This is a genomic window from Echinicola salinicaeni (genome assembly GCF_014280965.1).
GTDB lineage: Bacteria > Bacteroidota > Bacteroidia > Cytophagales > Cyclobacteriaceae > Echinicola > Echinicola salinicaeni.
Genome location: NZ_JACODZ010000001.1, coordinates 418893 through 439361, shown reverse-complemented (window position 1 = coordinate 439361; position 20469 = coordinate 418893). Strand labels below are relative to the sequence as shown.

At 41.7% G+C, this 20469-nt stretch carries 13 protein-coding genes; 9 read left to right on the top strand and 4 right to left on the bottom strand.

Annotated elements, in window-relative coordinates; genetic code table 11:
* Window positions 1-3 precede the first annotated feature (3 nt).
* The 8 genes from H7U17_RS01745 to H7U17_RS01710 all read left to right on the top strand — a co-directional run bounded on the left by H7U17_RS01745 (window position 4) and on the right by H7U17_RS01710 (window position 14853).
* On the top strand, window positions 4-2337 hold the full coding sequence (locus H7U17_RS01745; RefSeq protein WP_230981230.1) for a PSD1 and planctomycete cytochrome C domain-containing protein: 2334 nt from the start codon (window positions 4-6) through the stop codon (window positions 2335-2337).
* 25 nt (window positions 2338-2362) lie between these two features.
* Complete coding sequence (locus H7U17_RS01740) at window positions 2363-3850, top strand: DUF1501 domain-containing protein (RefSeq protein ID WP_186754147.1); 1488 nt, start codon at window positions 2363-2365, stop codon at window positions 3848-3850.
* A 234-nt stretch (window positions 3851-4084) separates the two neighbouring features.
* A complete protein-coding gene (locus H7U17_RS01735) occupies window positions 4085-7030 on the top strand; it encodes a two-component regulator propeller domain-containing protein (protein ID WP_186754145.1) in 2946 nt (981 codons plus the stop codon).
* Window positions 7031-7142: 112 nt separating this feature from the next.
* Window positions 7143-8177, top strand: a complete 1035-nt coding sequence (locus tag H7U17_RS01730; RefSeq protein ID WP_186754143.1) for an NHL repeat-containing protein — start codon at window positions 7143-7145, stop codon at window positions 8175-8177.
* A gap of 35 nt (window positions 8178-8212) precedes the next feature.
* Complete coding sequence (locus H7U17_RS01725) at window positions 8213-10513, top strand: PSD1 and planctomycete cytochrome C domain-containing protein (RefSeq protein ID WP_186754141.1); 2301 nt, start codon at window positions 8213-8215, stop codon at window positions 10511-10513.
* Window positions 10514-10541: 28 nt separating this feature from the next.
* Window positions 10542-12035, top strand: a complete 1494-nt coding sequence (locus H7U17_RS01720) for a DUF1501 domain-containing protein (protein ID WP_186754139.1) — start codon at window positions 10542-10544, stop codon at window positions 12033-12035.
* 69 nt (window positions 12036-12104) lie between these two features.
* Window positions 12105-13619, top strand: coding sequence for a c-type cytochrome domain-containing protein (locus tag H7U17_RS01715; RefSeq protein ID WP_186754137.1), 1515 nt, complete (start codon window positions 12105-12107; stop codon window positions 13617-13619).
* 178 nt (window positions 13620-13797) lie between these two features.
* Window positions 13798-14853, top strand: coding sequence for an NHL repeat-containing protein (locus tag H7U17_RS01710; protein ID WP_186754135.1), 1056 nt, complete (start codon window positions 13798-13800; stop codon window positions 14851-14853).
* Window positions 14854-15257: 404 nt separating this feature from the next.
* Here H7U17_RS01710 and H7U17_RS01705 read toward each other — a convergent pair whose 3' ends face one another.
* Window positions 15258-16292 carry an adenylate/guanylate cyclase domain-containing protein gene (locus H7U17_RS01705; protein WP_186754133.1) on the bottom strand — a complete coding sequence of 345 codons (1035 nt, stop codon included), beginning with the start codon at window positions 16290-16292 and terminating at the stop codon, window positions 15258-15260.
* Window positions 16293-16670: 378 nt separating this feature from the next.
* On the opposite strand from H7U17_RS01705, the gene H7U17_RS01700 reads away from it, so the two are divergent.
* Complete coding sequence (locus H7U17_RS01700; protein ID WP_186754131.1) at window positions 16671-17651, top strand: glycoside hydrolase family 43 protein; 981 nt, start codon at window positions 16671-16673, stop codon at window positions 17649-17651.
* Window positions 17652-17729: 78 nt separating this feature from the next.
* On the opposite strand, the gene H7U17_RS01695 is transcribed toward H7U17_RS01700, so the two are convergent.
* From H7U17_RS01695 to H7U17_RS01685, 3 genes are all read right to left on the bottom strand, one after another.
* The gene (locus H7U17_RS01695; protein WP_230981229.1) at window positions 17730-18188 is read right to left on the bottom strand and encodes an NUDIX domain-containing protein; all 459 of its coding nucleotides are present in this window, start codon (window positions 18186-18188) and stop codon (window positions 17730-17732) included.
* 299 nt (window positions 18189-18487) lie between these two features.
* A complete protein-coding gene (locus tag H7U17_RS01690; RefSeq protein WP_186754124.1) occupies window positions 18488-19648 on the bottom strand; it encodes an aldose epimerase family protein in 1161 nt (386 codons plus the stop codon).
* A gap of 22 nt (window positions 19649-19670) precedes the next feature.
* Window positions 19671-20375, bottom strand: a complete 705-nt coding sequence (locus H7U17_RS01685; RefSeq protein WP_186754122.1) for an L-ribulose-5-phosphate 4-epimerase — start codon at window positions 20373-20375, stop codon at window positions 19671-19673.
* Between the last annotated feature and the right edge of the window lie 94 nt (window positions 20376-20469).

Here is a 20469-nt window from a genome sequence, read left to right as displayed (position 1 = left end):
CCCATGAATACCGTGGCCAAAATAAAGTCTTTAAAGAATATTATTCCTCTTAGCCTGACGGGAGCGATGACCATTTTCGCCTTTAGCTTTTCTTGTAATCACAAAGAGAAGGAAAAAGTGGACTTCAATGCTGAAATCAGACCAATCATCAATAATAAATGTATTTCCTGCCATGGAGGGGTAAAACAGTCTGGAGAATTCAGCTTACTATTTGAGTCAGAAGCACTTTCAGCCACTAAATCTGGCGAACCAGCTATCATTCCCGGTCATGCAGAGGAAAGCGAGATGATCAAGAGAATCCTTCATGAAGACCCTGAGGTTCGAATGCCACCTGAAGGTCCCCCGCTAAGTAAGGAAGAAGTTGAAGTTTTAAAGAAATGGATCAATCAAGGTGCTAAATGGGAAGATCATTGGTCCTTCATCCCTCCACAGCAACCAGAATTACCTGAGGTCAGTGAAAGCGATTGGGCCAAAAATCCAATTGATGCCTTTGTATTAGAAAAGATGGAGGAAAAGGGACTTTCTCCATCACCCCAAGCAAGTCCAGCTTCCCTTGCCCGAAGATTAAGTTTGGACTTGACTGGCTTGCCTCCTACAGAGGAACTTGTCCAACGCTTAAAGGACAATCCCGATTTGGACAACTATGAAAAAATAGTAGATGAGCTATTGGCCTCACCCCAGTACGGTGAAAGATGGGCTGCCATGTGGATGGACCTTGCGCGCTACGCAGACACCAAAGGCTACCAAAAAGACAGACACCGTCCCATGTGGAAATTCAGGGATTGGGTGATAGATGCATTCAACCAGAATATGCCCTTTGATCAGTTTACCATTGAACAAATTGCCGGGGACCTCCTTCCAGATCCAAGTAAGGAACAATTAATTGCTACTGGCTTTCACAGAAACACCATGACAAATGATGAAAGCGGTACCGATGACGAAGAATTCAGGGTAGCAGCGGTACTGGACAGGGTGAATACAACTTGGGAAGTTTGGCAAGGAATTACTTTTGCTTGTGTGCAATGTCACAGTCATCCTTATGATCCCATCAAGCATGAGGAGTTTTATGAGTTTTACGCATTCTTCAATAATACAAAGGATGCTGATACCTGGACAGATAGTCCAACATTGCCCGTTTATACCAAAATAGAAGAGCAAGAACGACAATCTATTCTTAAATGGATAGATTCTGTAAATACCCTGGCTCCACAGACCAAATACCAGTTTGCCCACCAGATTGAAGAAAAAGAAACTAAACTTAAAAAAATAAAACCAGATCCGCTACCGGTAATGAGTGAATTACCTGAAGAAGAAAGGCGTAAAACCTTTGTGTTTGAAAGAGGTAATTGGATGGAACATGGTAAGGAAGTCCAGCCTGGAGTACCCGGATCCATGCCTGATTTTCCTGAATCCTTCGAAAAAAACAGGTTGGGACTGGCAAAATGGCTCGTCAGCAAAGAAAATCCTTTGACAGCCAGAGTTACTGTAAACAGGGTCTGGGCCCAGCTTTTTGGAAAAGGCATAGTGGAAACCCAAGAAGATTTTGGTTCCCAAGGATTTGCCCCTACCCACCCAGAACTACTGGACTGGATGGCCACCAACTGGATGCATGAACAGAACTGGCAGTTTAAACCATTGTTAAAAATGATGGTCATGTCCGCTACCTACCGTCAATCCTCAGAAGTCAGTAAAGAAGCCCTTGAAAAAGACGCAGCAAATTATTGGCTGAGCAGGGGACCAAGGGTGAGGTTGACAGCCGAACAGGTAAGAGACCAAGCACTTGCTGTAAGTGGATTGCTTAGCAAAAAGATGTTTGGACCTTCCGTAATGCCTCCACAGCCGGATGGTGTTTGGCAGGTCATCAATAATCCTGAGAAATGGATTCTTAGCAAAGGTGAGGACCAACATAGAAGAGGAATATACACCTATTGGAGACGTACAAGTCCCTACCCTTCTATGGTGAGCTTTGACAGTCCGAGCCGTGAATTCTGTGTCAACAGAAGAATCAGAACCAATACCCCTTTGCAAGCCTTGGTTACCATGAATGATCCTGTTTATGTGGAAGCAGCACAGGCCTTGGCCAAGAGAATGAGATCTGAAGGAGATGTGATTGAAGAGCAACTTAGTAAAGGTTATGAAATGGCCTTGTTCCATCAACCGGATCAAAAGGTACTGGCATCCTTGAAGGACTTATACCAAACCGCCTACCAGCACTTTAAGGAAAGTGGTGAGGGCTTAGAAAACCTGGGAACCAAACAAATGGATACAGAACTAAATGCCTTGACCATGACGGCCAATGCTATTTTAAACCTCGACGGTTTTATAACAAAAGATTAATTAAAAGAAACTAAAATACCCAGTCATGAACCTGTTTGAAGAAGCCATAATAAAAAATGCAGAACTCAATACCAGAAGGCATTTTTTAAAGAAGTGTCTCTCTGGTATGGGCGCCCTTACTTTAGGGTCCTTTTTGGGAGGCAGCCTAAGCAGCTGTGGAAGAAGTGACCTTGCAACGGGGGTAGATCTCAACAATCCAATGAAAGCCCTCCCCTCTCACTTTATCCCTAAAGCTAAAAGGGTAATTTATCTACATATGGCTGGCGCTCCTTCTCAATTGGAATTATTTGATTATAAACCAGAACTTCAAAAGCTCAATGGACTGGACTGTCCGCCTTCACTTTTGGAAGGAAAGCGATTTGCTTTTATAGAAGGAACACCTCAGATGTTGGGGCCTCAATTTGATTTTAAGCAACATGGACAATCAGGTGCCTGGGTTACTGATAGGATGCCCCATTTTGCCACTAATGTAGACGATGTCTGTTTCCTGAAAGCCATGCACACTGATGAGTTCAACCATGCTCCTGCACAGCTCCTAATGCACACAGGCAGTGCTCGATTAGGCAAACCAAGTATAGGCTCTTGGGTAACTTATGGATTGGGATCTGAAAACCAAAATCTGCCAGGTTTTGTGGTCTTTGTTTCTGGTGGTACTACTCCTAGTGCAGGAAAGAGTATTTGGGGAAGTGGCTTTCTACCTACCGTGTACCAAGGGGTACAATGTCGATCCAAAGGAGACCCGGTGCTTTACCTTTCCGATCCCAAAGGGGTCAGCAGAGATCTAAGGGAAAAAACCATTAATATCATCAATGACATCAATAAAAAGCAATTCCAAGAAGTAGGCGATCCCGAGATCATGACCAGAATCTCCCAATATGAAATGGCCTTCAAAATGCAAATGTCAGTTCCCGAGACCATGGATATTTCAGATGAGCCTGAATACATCCATGAAATGTATGGAACTGAGCCAGGCAAGTCCTCTTTTGCCAATAACTGTCTTTTAGCCAGAAGACTGGCAGAAAAAGGTGTCCGTTTTATACAGCTATACCACTATGGCTGGGATTCGCATGGGTCCAACTATAAGGAAGCCCTTAACCATGGATTCAATGAACGATGCCAAGAAGTAGACAAACCAATTTCTGCCCTATTGAATGACCTGAAGCAAAGAGGGCTGCTGGATGATACACTAGTTGTTTGGGGCGGTGAATTTGGCCGAACACCAATGCGTGAAAACCGTGGTGGGAAAGAAATGAAATTCCTAGGTAGGGATCACCATTTGGAAGCCTTCACCATGTGGATGGCCGGTGGCGGTGTCAAATCTGGCTATTCCATAGGCGAAACGGATGAGATTGGTTATTATGGAATTAAGGATCGTGTTCATGTCCATGACCTCCAAGCCACCATTCTACATTTATTGGGCATGGATCATGAAAAACTCACCTATCAATTCCAGGGCAGGGATTTTAGATTGACCGATGTTCACGGAAATATTGTAGAAAAAATCATCGCTTAGCATCATAAAATAAGCTAAAATCTCCAACCACTTGTTTGACTCATTAATGAAACGAATCAAAGCAAGGGGTTATCTTTTAAATAAGCATTCAAAAGAAATCAACCAATTTTTCACTAGACTGAAGACCTTAATTCTTACAAATAATTAATATTTACTAAATTGCTTATTAAACTGACCGTAATAGCACTAGAAAAAATTGACAACAAAGATTCGCGAGTTCCTCTATTAAGATAAATGAAGTTAAATAAGCAAATACCCAGCAATCCCCTTTACCAAAAGACTTTGGGCTTTCTGAGGCTTTGGTATTGGCTTTTTCTATCTTCATTATTATCCCATCATTCATTCGCCCAAAAACCTCTTAACCTCTATCAACTCCCTCTTGAAGGCCTCAGTGATGTAGAAGTTACTTCCATTTATCAGGACCATTATGGTTTCCTATGGTTTGGCACAGCAAATGGACTTAACCGTTTTGACGGCCAGGAATATGTTCCTTTCGTTCATGAGGATACTCATACAAACAGTATTTCAAGCAATCAGATAAACACCATTCTGGAGGACAAGCAAAACCAACTTTGGGTGGGCACCAAATATGGCCTGAATAGATTTGACCGTGACACACACACTTTTAAAAGATACATGCCTGCCCCCACTAACCCCCATTCAATTCCAGGCAAAAATATCAAGGTATTATTTTTGGATAGCAAAGGGAATCTATGGATTGGCAGTAATAATGGACTTTCCAAGTATAATGCTGAATTGGATCAGTTCAAAAATTATTACCATAAGGAAGATAATCCTAATAGTCTAAGCGGAAATAGTGTAAATCAGATCATTGAGGATTCCAAAGGAAGACTTTGGATAGGCACCAACTACTCTGGGGTGAGCCTTTTCGAGCCTAGAGAAGGAACTTTCACCAACTTCAAGCATATTCCAAATGACCCCAAAAGTTTAAGTGGGAATACCATTATTTCATTATTTGAGGATAGCTATAAGAATATATGGATAGGTACCATCAAAAATGGCTTAAACAGATTTGATAAAAACACCAAAACCTTTAAACACTACACCCAAGGTGCACATAATGGAAGCCTAGCTACCAATTCAATTTATTCCATCACTGAAAATATGGACAGAAACTTGGTGATTGGTGGCATGCAAGGTGGAATGAGCATTTATAATCGCAAAACAGACACCTTCGTTCGCTATAACACTAAGGGACAAATCAACCTTAAAGGGAACACCGCCAGTGTCCTTACGGACTTCATTACCAAAGACAATCAAATATTAATTGCTACCAGCAATGGGGGAGTTAATGTTTATGATAATTACCCAAGCAATTTCACCACTTTCAGACAGCATTCCCAGAACGAAAAAAGCCTCAGCATAGATCATATCACCACTGTACTTACAGATGATAATGGCAGAATTTGGATAGGCACCAATGGAGGAGGACTGAATGAATTTGATCCAGAGAAGGAAGCGTTTACCCATTTTCTAAAAAGCAATGAAAAGGGGGCGCTTATGGACAACACTATCCTTTCCATTTCCCAAATTAATTCAGCCAATCAACTCCTGCTAAATACCCAATTGAATGGCCTGGTCCTTTATGACGTCCAAAAGCAGGTATTTACCTCTATCAACTTATCCCTGCCAGAACAAAACAAAAATATATCTTCAGTTATAGTGGATGGTAAAAACCAGGTTTGGTTCACTACCGAAAACCAACTGCTTAAACTAAAAAAACTAAGTGCTGCTCCTGAAAAGATAATAAGTTTAAATGAAGATCAAGACCTATTTTCCAGCTTAATAGAAAAACAAGAGGGACAGATTTTAGCGGCAAGTAATCGGGGCATTTATCAAATCAATAACAAAAAAGAGGTATTCTATCCATTTCCAAAATCTGAAGATAAAAAGCTAAAGGGCCCTGTTATCAGCATGAGTGAAGACGACCAAGGAGCTATCTGGCTAAACACAAAAGAAAGTGGGATCTGGAAACTAAGCAAGGGTGAGTATTATAAAATCAATTCCCAAATCCTAACAAAACACCCCATCAGCAATCTTTTTTTTAGCAATGATGAATTATGGTTAACTGCAGATAAAAACTTGTACCACTGCGAAATTCAAAAAGACTCCTTGACAATTCTCAATACTTACACTTCCTCTGATGGTCTTTCTGGAAATATCTTCTCAAAAGGAGCCGTTGCCCAATATCAAAACGGACAAGTATTACTGGGCAGTTTGGGAGGGCTTAGCATTTTCCATCCGGATAGTCTTCAGTCAAATCCAAATATTCCACCAATCGTCTTTACCAACTTATACATTGACAGTAAAAAAATACCTCAAGGGACGAAAGGCTTATTGGAGAAGGAAATCAATGAAATCGATGGAATCGCACTTCCTCAAAGCAAAAATAATTTCAGTATTTCCTTTGCTAGCCTGAATTATGTCAAGCCTGAAAAGAACCAATTTGCTTATATATTGGAAGGTTATGATAAAGATTGGACCTATACCAATGATGGTTCAGCAAGTTACGTAGACCTTCCTCCGGGGAATTATACTTTCAGGGTCAAAGGCAGCAATAATGACGGACTTTGGAACCAAAAAGGAAAATCCATCAATATAGAAGTTCCAAATAAGGGATTCAATCTGGGATACCTCTTGGGAATTATCCCTTTGGTCTTGGTGGGAGCTGGAGTTGTATTCTATATATGGAAGAAAAACAAAGTAAAGGTTCACCACACAGCCTCCCCATTGAAGCCTAATCCTGATACTGCTGATGAAGAATCAAAGCTAGAAACAACTGGTACAGGAGAGCCTGAAGACTTCTTTGAAAAGGTTAGAACAATCGTTCTTTCCAACCTTCAAAACGAGGACTTTGATGTAAATATGTTGTGTAAGGAACTTGGTACCAGTCGTACCCAATTATATCGGAAATTCAAGGGACATGAGGGAGAAACGGTATCCTCATTTATCAAAGAAATAAAACTTAACCGTGCCCACCAACTACTTTCAAAAGGAGAGCTTTCTATAGCCGAAGTACATCAATTATCTGGTTTTAAATCCGCCTCACACTTCAGTAAATCTTTCCAATCCAGGTATGGAAAAACCCCTTCTGACTTTTTAAATTTTCACAAAACTAAAAACCAGAAAACATTAAAATCATCACCAGAAATACAGTAAAAACCCATTTGGTACAAATAAACAATTGATTTGGGACGGTGAGAAAAGGGGGAACAATGATATTTAGACATATTTGTGTTTAGGAAAAATCAATAATGAACCCCTTCATTAAATGAACAGAAGAGACTTTGCAAAATTTGGAACACTTGCTACCAGTGCAGCCTTAGTTCCCAATATTAATTTTGGTAAAACCACTATTCCCAGAAAACCCATTATCGGGCATGGTGATTTTCAATATAAAGTACACAAAGATTGGGGTACACAAGATCCTGGAAAAATCCCAGTGAAGGACTGTCATGAGATGGTCCAGGACAAAGCTGGCCGATTGATTCTATTGACCAATGAAACCAAAAACAACTTACTCTTTTATGACCGTTCGGGAAAAATCATCAAGAGCTGGGGGCATGAATTTCCGGGTGCCCATGGCCTAACCTTGCACGAAGAGGGCGGAGATGAATTTCTCTATATTACTGATCACGACCGTCACCAGGTTTTCAAAACCACTTTAGATGGAAAAATCCTAATGACCCTAGATTGGCCTAAGGAAACAGGTGTCTATGAAAAACCTGAACAATATAAGCCTACGGAAACAGCCATTGGACCAAATGGAGATATTTATGTGGCCGATGGATATGGAAAAAGCTTTGTCATTCAATACTCTTCAAAAGGGGAATATATCCGGCATTTTGGAGGACAAGGTAAAGAAGAAGCACAATTACAGCAGGCTCATGGGGTTTGCCTAGATACCAGGAAAGTGGGATCACCGGAACTCTTGGTAACATCCAGAAGTGCCCAGGAATTCAAAAGGTTTTCTTTGGATGGCAAGCATTTAGAAACCATTGCCACGCCAGGCTGCTGGATATGTAGGCCTGTCATCAAGGGAAAAAACCTGTACTTCCCAGTCATTGGCACCAAAAGCTGGTGGGCATATGATGGATTGGTGATAGTGTTGGATGAAAATAACAAAATTGTTTCAGCACCAGGTGGATCCGCCCCTAAATACCAGGATGGCCAACTTCAGGAAATCGTCTATGATGAGGTCACCTTTATGAACCCACATGATGTATGCATTGATCAGGATGAGAATATCTATGTTCCACAATGGTTTTCAGGAAAAACCTATCCTATCAAATTAGAAAGGGTTTAATTTAATAATTACAAAAGCATTTTACTTAAAATGTTATGAATAGATATTTACTAGGACTTTTAGGATTATTGTATGCTGGCTTACTGGGCATAGCATCCTGTAATCCACAGGAGGAAAAAATTGACTTTAACGCCGAGGTCCGCCCCATTATCAACAGCAAATGTATCACTTGCCACGGTGGGGTAAAGCAATCCGGCGAATTCAGTTTATTATTTGAAGAAGAAGCCTTGGCGGCCACCAAGTCGGGGCACCCCGCAATCATCCCTGGAGATGCAGATGGAAGTGAGATGATCAAGAGAATATTAGATCAGGATCCAGAGCAAAGGATGCCGCCTGAAGGTCCTGCCCTCAGCAAGGAAGAGGTGGACATTTTGAAAAGATGGATCAATCAGGGGGCTGAATGGGAAGACCACTGGTCTTTTGTTGCACCAGAAAAGCCAGAAGTTCCAGAAGTGGACATGGAAGCTTGGGAAAAAAATCCAATTGACCATTTTGTACTTGAAAAAATGGAGGAAAAAGGTCTTTCCCCATCCCCTCAAGCAGATGCCAATATTTTGGCCCGCAGGCTAAGCTTGGACATCATTGGATTACCACCTAGCCCTGAGATGATCCAAAGTCTGGAATCTGACCCGTCTTTGGAAAACTATGAAAGGATTGTAGATGAACTTTTGGCCTCTCCAAAATACGGCGAAAAATGGACCAGCATGTGGCTGGACTTAGCTAGATATGCTGATTCCAAAGGCTATGAAGCCGACCGTCACCGCGATATGTGGAAGTACCGGGACTGGGTGATCAAGGCATTTAACCAAGACATGCCATTTGACCAGTTTACCATTGAGCAATTGGCTGGGGATTTATTACCAGACCCAAGCAAGGATCAGTTGATCGCCACAGGTTTCCATAGAAATACCATGACCAATGACGAGGGTGGAACGGATGATGAGGAATTCCGGGTGGCCGCCGTTTTGGATAGGACAAATACCACTTGGGAAGTTTGGCAAGGTATTACCATGGCCTGTGTGCAATGCCACAGCCACCCTTATGACCCAATCAAGCATGAAGAGTATTATAAGTTCTATGCTTTCTTTAATAATACTGCTGATAAGGACACCTATCCTGTTGAGCAACCGGTAATTCCCGTTTATACTGAAATGGATGGCAAAAAAAGGGAGCAGTTATTAAGTTGGATAGACTCGGTCAAATCAGAAAAGACCTCCTACCGCTTTGCTTCAGAAATAAAGGAAAAAGAAGCTGAACTAAAGCAAATAAAGCAATATACCCTCCCAATTATGAAGGAACTTCCGGAAGAGGAAAGCAGGAAGACCTTCGTCTTTGAAAGAGGGAATTGGACCACACATGGAGATGAAGTAAGTCCAGGAGTTCCAGGCTCTATGCCTAAATTGGGCAATGATAACAAAGCTAATCGATTGGCCATGGCCCGGTGGTTGGTAAATGGAGAAAACCCACTGACAGCCAGGGTTACCGTCAATAGAATTTGGGGCCAGTTATTTGGCAAGGGAATAGTGGAAACACAAGAGGACTTTGGTTCGCAAGGTGCCGCTCCTACCCATCCGGAGCTCTTAGATTGGTTGGCCATAGAATGGATGGAGAAGGACCAATGGCATATGAAAGCATTGATCAAAAGAATAGTCATGTCGGCCACCTATAGACAATCCTCTGAGGTAAGTCCAAAAGCCCTGCAGATAGATGCCGCCAATGACTATCTATCCAGAGCACCGAGAGTAAGACTGTCTGCTGAGCAAGTGAGAGACCAAGCACTAGCAGTAAGTGGGCTTTTGAGTGATAAGATGTACGGTCCTTCTGTAATGCCTTATCAACCGGAAGGCATATGGCAAGCCGTATATAATGGCAGTGCTTGGAACATTAGCGAAGGGGAAGACCAGCACAGAAGAGCCGTTTACACCTATCTAAGGAGAACAAGCCCCTACCCTTCAATGATTGCCTTTGACGGCCCAAGTAGGGAATTCTGCGTCAACAGAAGAATTGATACCAATACACCACTTCAAGCATTGGTAACTCTCAATGATGCAGTCTATGTAGAAGCAGCCCAGACGATGGCCAAAAAGATGAAAGCTGCAGGAAGTGATCCCAAAGAACAAATTATCAAGGGCTATGAATCGGCACTTTTCCAATCTCCTACAGATAAGGACATGGAGATTTTGATGGATTTATATAGCAAAGCCAAATCACATTTTGATGAAACTGGGGAAGGTTTGGAAAACATGGACAAAAAAGTGACTGATCCAGCGTTAAACGCACTCACTGTGGTGGCCAATGCCATAATGAACCTGGACAACTTTATCACAAGAAACTAAAGCGAAGGCCTCTTAAAAGAAAAATAAGATGAACATATTTGAGGAAGAACAATACCGACAGGCTGAACTTAATACCCGTAGGCAATTTTTAAGAAAATGTATTTCAGGAATGGGTGGCATTGCCCTTGGCTCCTTAATGGGCAGCTCCCTTACCAGCTGTAGTAGCAGCTCGGAGAATTTAGGTGCACTCCGGGACAGTGCCAATCCTATGGCAGCACTCCCTTCCCATTTTGTACCTAAAGCCAAGCGGGTGATATACCTGCACATGGCTGGTGCGCCATCCCAATTGGAGCTCTTTGATTACAAACCTGATCTTCAAAAACTGGATGGACTTGACTGCCCTCCTTCACTTTTGGAAGGTAAAAGGTTTGCCTTTATCAAGGGAACTCCAAAGATGCTCGGTCCTCAATTCAACTTCAAACAATATGGTCAATCAGGCGCCTGGATGTCGGACAGATTACCTTACCTGTCTGATTGTGCGGATGATATGACTTTCCTAAAGGCCATGCATACAGATGAGTTTAACCATGCTCCGGCCCAATTGCTGCTCCAAACTGGCAGTGCTAGATTAGGCAAACCAAGTATGGGTTCATGGGTAACTTATGGCCTTGGTTCTGAAAACCAAAACCTTCCAGGATTTATGGTATTAGTATCAGGTGGAAAAACTCCCAGTGCCGGTAAAAGTATCTGGGGAAGCGGCTTCCTACCTACGGTTTACCAAGGGGTCCAATGCCGGTCAAAAGGTGATCCGGTGCTTTACCTTTCCGACCCTAAAGGGATGAGCAAGGCCCTGAGGGAGCAATCCATCAATGCCATTAACGACCTAAACAAAAGGCAGTTTGAAGAAATTGGGGATCCTGAAATCATGACGAGAATTTCCCAGTATGAAATGGCCTTCAAAATGCAGACTTCTGTACCGGAGACCATGGACATCAAGGATGAGCCAGAATATATCCATAAAATGTATGGTACCGAACCAGGCCAATCCTCTTTTGCCAACAACTGCCTTTTGGCCAGAAGGCTTGCCGAAAAAGGTGTACGATTTATACAGCTTTATCATTGGGGATGGGATGCCCACGGAGCAGGTAAGGCAGAGGCACTGAACCATGGATTCAAAGACAGATGTAAAGAGGTGGACCAACCTATTGCTGCCTTGCTTAAAGACCTTAAACAAAGAGGCTTATTAGATGATACTTTGGTAGTTTGGGGCGGTGAGTTCGGCAGAACCCCAATGAGAGAAAACAGGGGGGGGAAAGAAATGAAGTTCGTGGGTAGAGACCACCATTTGGAAGCCTTCACTACCTGGATGGCAGGCGGAGGAATCAAGCCCGGCATGACCTACGGCGAAACTGATGAGATCGGTTACTATGGTATCAAAGACCGTGTCCATGTCCACGATCTACAGGCGACGATCTTGCATCAATTAGGCTTGAACCACGAAAAGCTCACCTATCACTTCCAAGGAAGGGACTTTAGGTTGACTGATGTACATGGTGAAATAATTGAAAAAATCATTGTCTAAGCAGGTGTCACCTATTATTCATCATAAACTTTATCTTTACCAGGCCATTAACAATATGCCCAGATTAATATGAGAAAGAAATTTTATATTTTATTGCTTTTACAAATTATCAGCATCCCATTATTATTCGCTCAAGGAATGGATGCTGCTGAGGAGCCTTCAGACCTTTGGCTGTTCATTGGGCGGTTTCACCCTTTGATTGTCCATTTACCCATTGGCTTTATTCTCTTGGCATTTCTAATGGAACTGATGGCTAAAATTCCCAGGTTCCGCCATTTGGAGCAAAGTGTATCCTTTGTTTTATTTCTGGGCATATTGACTTCGGTAGGAGCCGCCGTATTTGGCTATCTATTATCCCTAAGTGGTGAATACCAAGGCAGTACTTTGGATTGGCACCTTTGGCTCGGCCTTTCCACTTTGGCCTTTGCCATTATTGCATTGGTGCTTAAGCTGAAACAAGTCGACACGGCCTATTTCACTTTCCTTTCTGCCAGTGTAATCTGCTTGACCTTTACCGGTCACCTTGGTGGCAACCTTACCCACGGTTCGGAATATTTGGTTCGTTATATGCCTAATGGGCTACGAGCCATGGCTGGAATGCCACCCAAACCAGTAAAAAAATCAGCGCAAATCACCAATTTGGAAGAAGCCATTGTCTTTGATGACTTGATCAAGCCCATCATGGACAATAATTGTGAAAGCTGCCATAATGCAGAAAAAACCAAGGGAGACCTTAGGCTGGACATTAAAGAAGGTTATCTAAAAGGAGGAGAAAATGGACCATCCCTAGTACCTGGCCAACCTGCCCATAGTGAGTTGATCAAAAGGGTAAAGTTATCCAAAGACCATGAGGATGTCATGCCTCCAGAAGGCAAAAAACCGCTTAGCAAAGACGAAATTGCGCTTTTGGAATGGTGGATCACCAATGAAGCCTCTTTCGATAAAAAAGTAGCTGAAGTGGAAGTTACTTCGGATATCAAGGAAATATTGGACGAATTGGTCAACCCAAAGAAATCCAACCTGAGCCCAGTTTATGCCATGGAAATCAACCCTCCATCTGAGAAGGAAATAGAAAAATTGCAGGACTTGGGCTTCTCGGTATCCCCTATTGCTGCCCAAAGTCCATTTATCCAAGTGAGTTACTTGGTTTCTGGTGTAGCCTTGGATAATGAAAAAATCAAAGCTCTTGGAAAAGTTGCTGATCAAATTGCCTGGCTCAATTTAGGCAAGGCAGAACTTCAAGAGGGGCTAAACTTCAATTTCTTAAAGGACTTTAAGCATCTTACCAAGCTTCACTTGGAAAAAACATCCATTACCGATGCCGATATAAAAAGCCTTGCAAAAGCGGAATGGCTGGAATACCTCAACCTCTATAATACTAAGGTGAGTGACAAAAGCATTGAACAGTTAAAAGGATTAAAGAGGCTTAGAAAAATATATTTGTGGGAAACCCAAGTCAGCGAAATTGGCAGGGAAAATTTGCAAAAAGCTATTCCAGAAATATTGATCATTGCCGCAGGACTACCCAAGAACTTTGAAACAAAGGCCACTTTAGAAGACAGTACGGCTATTGCGGCCAAATAATTGGGCATTACGAATTAAATGTTTAAACAAAACAAAGCAATTTGTTCAAACATTTAATATCTTTAACTGGACTAAGCTATTTAGGCAAGGAGGATTTGTTCCTCAAGCTTTAGAGATAAAAATAATAAGAGTTTCAATATTTGGGTAGCGAATAGCTCCCTAGCAATTATTCTTAAAAATGAAAAAAGACACCCAATTCGACCGAAGAAAGTTTGTAAAGTATGGCTCAGCGCTAGTCACTTCTACCTTTCTTCTACCCAATATCAATTTTGGAAAGGGCATTAACCCAGAAGATGAAATCATCGGACATGGTGATTTTAAATATAAAGTAAAGAAAGACTGGGGCAACCAAGACCCGGCCAAATATCCTGTTAAGGACTGTCATGAAATGGTTCAGGACAAAAAAGGCAGATTGATCCTTTTGACCAATGAAACCAAAAACAATGTCATGTTCTATGACAGGTCAGGAAAGATCCTAAAAACCTGGGGCCATGATTTTCCAGGTGCACATGGCTTGACCTTGCATGATGAAGGTGATGAGGAGTTCCTTTATATCACTGACCATGACAGACACCAAGTGTATAAAACCACTTTGGATGGTAAGATCCTTTTGACTTTGGATTATCCAAAGGAAACTGGAATGTACGAAAGTGCTGAGCAGTACAAGCCAACGGAAACAGCCATTGGTCCAAATGGTGATATCTATGTGGCCGATGGATACGGCAAAAGTTTCGTGATCCAGTACTCTGCCAAGGGTGAATATATCCGCCATTTCGGAGGTAACGGTGATGGTGATGAGCAACTAAAACAAGCACATGGTGTATGCTTGGACACCAGGAAAAAAGGTAAGCCTGAGCTTTTGGTGACTTCCAGGGCTGCGCAGGAATTTAAGCGTTTCAGCTTGGATGGGGAGCACTTGGAAACCATCCAAACGCCAAACTGCTGGATTTGCCGCCCAGTGATCAAGGGGAAAAACCTATATTTCTCTGTGATTGTTTCCAATACTTGGTCAGCTTATGATGGCTTTGTATTGGTATTGGACAAGAAAAACAAAGTGGTTTCTGCTCCGGGCGGAAATGCACCAGTTTATGTAGACGGGAAGTTGCAGGCCAATGAAAATGCCGGCAGCACCTTTATGAATCCTCATGATGTCTGCATTGACCAGGATGAAAATATATTTGTTCCTCAGTGGGCTTCTGAAAAAACCTATCCTATTTTAATGGAGAGAGTTTAATATTGGACTTTCAGATAAAGTATAAAGAGCATTCCAAAAAGCCAGCTAGTTTTGCTGGCTTTTTATCTGAAAGGGGGAAATTGTTTTTTTTGTGATGGGGAAGTAATTATGTAATGATCAGACAAGTCGCATAAAACGAGGTTATCTCATCATAATTAACTCCATCATCGGTATGAGGAACAACATAGCGATCCTGTCTTCGAATGATGATATTGCTTCGTCTTTGCTACCACTGACGCGATTTATTGTCATCCCGAGGTATCGAGGGATCTCTTCCAGTAACGAATTCCTTAAGAGATTCCTCCTATTGTCGGAATGACAAAGAGCTTACCCCATTCAGCCCCCTTATACTTGAGAAAAAAATTGACTTCTCTCAATGGCAGGGCCTTATGAAACAAGCCTACTTAGCCAACTTTCACACCATAAAGCTCAATAGCCTCCTCTTTTCCTTTAAGTGCAATACTTCCCAATTGCTCAAAACCAAAGCTACTATCTTCAAACATTACCTTTAAAGACTCGGATATTAGGAATTCCTGTTGCAGGGCATTGCATTGGCCTTGAATCCTAGCAGCAGTGTTTATGGCATCACCATGGTAGGCGATTTCTTTTTTGTATTTGCCCACCTCGGTCACCGTAACTATTCCCTCATGGATCCCTCCTTTGAAATGGGGCAGGCAATTATAATTTTGGGCATAATAGCCCTTTCTTTTCAGCAACTGCTGCTTAAAATTAAAAAAGGCCCTCAGGCAGTTTTGGCTTTTCAATCCCGCTTTCAGCTGCCAGGTCAGGATGGCTTCATCGCCAACATATTGGTATATTTCTGCTTCATTTTCCGCTACGATTCCCAAATCATTGAAACAGTCCTGAATCAATTTACTGTATTGGATATGCCCCAGTCTTTCGGCATGGGCAGTGGACGACTGCAGGTCCAAAAACATAAAAATGCGTTCCTCCTCACGTGGGGTATAAAATCTTCCACTAAATAGTTGCCAAAGGTTATTGCCACCAAAATAGAGCTTGACCTGTCTAAGGCTAAACATAAAAATATCCACCGAGACGAGATACAAATAGATCGCAAAACTTCCCGGCTCAAAGGCAAATTCAAGATAAGTGATGTCCTCTCCAAAAATCAGATAAGCCAAGGATACCATGGTGATCAAAAACAGCACCACATAGATAAGCCTTAGCACCCACAAGCCCCTAAGGGACATTTTTCTATACCCATGCTCCTCTGTCAAAATTTGGGCATATCCAGAGATCGCCCCAAATATCGCTCCGCCAAATAAAGACACCAAGATGGATTTCCAAAGCTCAAACTGCACCGAACCCAATTCCCGTGTTCCTTCTCCCCTGACCACACTAAAAAATGCCAATGCCAAGCACCATCCTATCATATATTGTCGAATGATCTGCCACTTTTGCCTGTTTTGGAGTTTCATGGGGAGGTTTGCTGCTTAACTGATTAGATTAAAAGAACTAGTTTTTCCTTCTATTAAAACTAAGGAAATTAGTTAATAGTAAAAACAGCTGCGTTGGGCATAAGGGTGAGTTAATTGAGAATGTTTAGGAATCCGTGAATTCGTATGGCGCATTTTAAATGCTTGGAATTAAGCAAGCCTCTCTGCAAATGCGGCTTTGCCTAGACTGGCCCTCGTTTGCAAGGCGACATGATTTGGTGATGGTTAAAAGGGAAAAAACAATAGCCAAATATTTTTTATTGTATTTTTAACACTTATTATTTTTTATCAGAGAAAGCTATGCTATTTTTGATAGGATATAATACAATTCAAACAGTAGAACCTAAAATAACCTCCGATATGAAAATCAAAAATTTTCTGTTCACCAGCTTGCTAGCGGGCATTACTGTTTCCAGCTTTGCACAAGGCAGCAATGGAACTATCATCCCTGAAGCTCCTGGCAATCCGGTAATTACAGAAAAATATACCGCCGACCCAGCAGCCATCGTACATGAGGACACGGTATTTCTTTATGTGGGTCATGACCAGGCACCACCAAGAAAAAACTTCTATGAAATGCATGAGTGGTTGATTTATTCTTCCACGGATATGGTCAACTGGGAAGAAAGGGCTGCTGTTAATGTAAAGGAAACTTTTGACTGGGCATCAGATGATGCTTGGGCCGCAGAAGTCATTGAAAAGGATGGAAAATTCTATTGGTACGTAACCGTTTCCCATAAGGATATCCATGGAAAAGCCATTGGAATAGCTGTTTCAGACAGTCCTGTAGGTCCATGGAAGGATGCTCTTGGACATGCCTTGATCACCAACGATATGACCACAGATACCAAAATCAGCTGGGATGATATCGACCCGACGGTGTTTATCGATGATGATGGATCTGCCCATCTGTTCTGGGGCAATACCATTTGTTATTATGCGAAGTTGAAGGATAATATGCTCGAACTGGACAGTGAAATCATGCAAATTCCATTGCCCAATTTTACCGAAGCCCCTTGGGTGCACAAAAAAGGCGATAACTATTACCTTTCCTATGCCTATCAGTTCCCCGAAAAAACTGCCTATGCCATGAGCAAAAGCATCAATGGTCCTTGGGAATACAAAGGCATCCTTAATGAGGTGGCAGGTAACAGCAATACCAATCACCAAGCCATCATAGAATACAAAGGAAAAGACTATTTCATCTACCATAACGGGAGCATCCCAACTGATGGCGGCAGCTTTAGAAGATCGGTATGCGTGGATTACCTCTATTATAATCCTGACGGCACCATGAAGCGGGTCATCATGACCTCAGAAGGTATAGATCCTGCAGAATAAAGAAATAAAGTTGTCTTGAAAAATATTTGTTATGCCATTGGCAAAACTAATGGAACAATAATTACTTTCAAGACAGCCTTATTTTTCCACATAACCATAATACACACCTTTCTTATACATTGAACCCTCCTTCTTAAGCCATTCCTCGAAAAATTGTCTGCAAAAGCCTCCCAGGTCATAAGTTAAAATATCCTCTGGCCTTACCCAGGCATACTCATCCGCCTCATCATTCAGCACCACCTTTTCACTATCTGTCCTGCAGCAAAAGTCTATAAATATAAAATGGCGCTCCTCTTCGAATTTATCCGAATTGACACTTTCCTGGATACTTACCAGTTCTAAATCATAAACTTCCAGGCCTGTTTCTTCCAGGACTTCACGTTTTAAGGCCGTCTCCATTTTTTCCCCTTTCTCAATATGACCTCCGGGGATCACAAATTGATTGTTCCATTTGGCTGATTTGCACAATAAAATTTCATTCTTGGGATTAAAAATAATCGCGCCTACAGTAGGCTCTGGATATATGGACTTCATCATCTTTAAATTTTCTGATCATCCTTTATTTCACGGATTAAATAATACTTTTCATGAATTTACGGGAATTCATTTAGGACAAAACTAGGAATTATGCTTCAAAGTCGGAAAGCCATAAATAGATCCCTATGTTTTTCCGACCAAGAAGGATTAGGGAAATAATCAACCTCTTACCTCTGCGCTCTCCGCAAACTCAGCGCTAAACCTTATATAGATTAGCCCTAAACTGGGGGATATAAAAAAAAACCACAGCAAGATGATTTGTCAAACTGTGGTTTTTGATAAAATCTATATAGAATGGATTACTTTACGCCAAAGTGATATTTGATATTATGGCTATAAGTCTCTCCTGGGTTTAACCTAGCAGAAGGAAAACTTTCTTCATTTGGTGAATTAGGGAAAGTTTGTGGCTCAAGACACAAACCATAATACTGATCATAAGTCACACCATCCACGGTAATAGTACCATCAAGAAAGTTACCACTATAAAACTGTATGGCAGGAGAATCAGCATAAACTTCAAGCACACGACCGGTACCTTCATGATATAACTCCACCATTTTGGCCATTTTACCATCATGCTCAGTTTTCACCACATAATTATGATCGTATCCACCTTCCACTTCGGCGATTCTTTCTCCAATTTTATGTGGGCTGGTAAAATCAAAAGGTGTCCCCTCCACAGACAATACTTCTCCTGTTGGAATCAAAGTAGCATCCACTGGAGTATAGTGGTCCGCCATAATAGTCAATTCATGGTCTAAGATAGTTTCCTTCAAACCACTAAGGTTAAAATATCCGTGGTGGGTAAGGTTTACCACTGTTGCTTTACTCGTAGCGGCTTCAAATGAAATATGAAACTCATTGTCATTGTTCAGTTCAAAGGTCACATTGGTAGTCAGTTCCCCAGGATAGCCTTCTTCACCATCAGGACTTACATAAGTCAAGGTCAGGCCAGCAACATCATCGCTTTCCTCAATTTTAGCGTTCCAAAAGACTTTATTGAATCCTTTGTCACCTCCGTGCAGGTGATTTGTGTCATCATTGGTAGCTAATGTATATTCTTCTCCATCCAAAGAAAATTTACCTTTAGCAATCCTGTTGGCATAACGGCCTACTGTTGAACCGAAATAATTGGTACTCGTACTGTAGCCTTCCAGGTCTTCATAATGTAAAACGATATTCTCCAAGTTTCCGTCCCTATCAGGAACGACCATCCTTGGGATTACCCCGCCATAATTGGAAATATCCACTTCAATGCCATTGGCATTTTTAAGGGTGTAGATTTGGGCTTCCTTGCCATCCACGGTAGCATTGGCTACGGTTACATCCAAGCCATTGTCCTGTTCTTGGACTTCTTCAGTAGCTTCAGATTTTTCAGATGATTTGGGAGAACAGGCATAAAAAGATAAGGCTAAAGCCATAACAGACAGTCCTAAAAGATTAGATTTCAATAGGTTCATAGAGTTTATTTTTGGTTATAAATTAGCAACCTTGCCCATAATAGGCATCTTTACCATGCTTACGATCATAGTGTTTTTTGATCAAAGCATCCTTAAGGCGAGGTGCATTAGGGTTAATTTGGAGCGTAAGATAAGCCATTTTTGCAACTTCCTCCAACACTTTGCTATTGTAAACTGCTTTTTCCGCAGTTTTTCCCCAAGTGAAGGGACCATGGCTACCTATCAAAACCATCTCAACTTCCTGATAATCCAGGCCTTTATCATGAAAACAATCCAAAATCTGCTTACCAGTCATATATTCATAATTCCCCTGTATCAATTCATCGGCCATAGGTGGAGCGCAGGGAATATCTTTGGTAAGATGATCTGCATGGGTAGTTCCAAAAATTGGAATATCCATTTGCGCTTGTGCCCAAGAAACCCCATATAAGGAATGCGTATGGACGATTCCTCCTATATCACTCCATTCCTTATATAAATATGCATGCGTCTTGGTATCTGAAGAAGGACGCATTTCCCCCTCTACTACTTTACTATCAAAATCCATAATAACGATATCCGCAGGCTTCAACTTCTCATAGGCCACTCCGCTTGGCTTAATGGCAAAGACTCCTTCATTTCTATCCACAGCACTTACATTGCCAAAGGTATAAACTACCAAATCCAACTTGGGCAGTTGCATATTGGCCTCGTAACACTCTCTTTTTAACTCTAAATATTTACTCATTGGTCAATTGGTTTTATCTTTTAGTTTTATCGTTTTGTGGAATATAATTTTACCAGCACAATTTAAAAATATTATTTGTATTTATTACACTTAT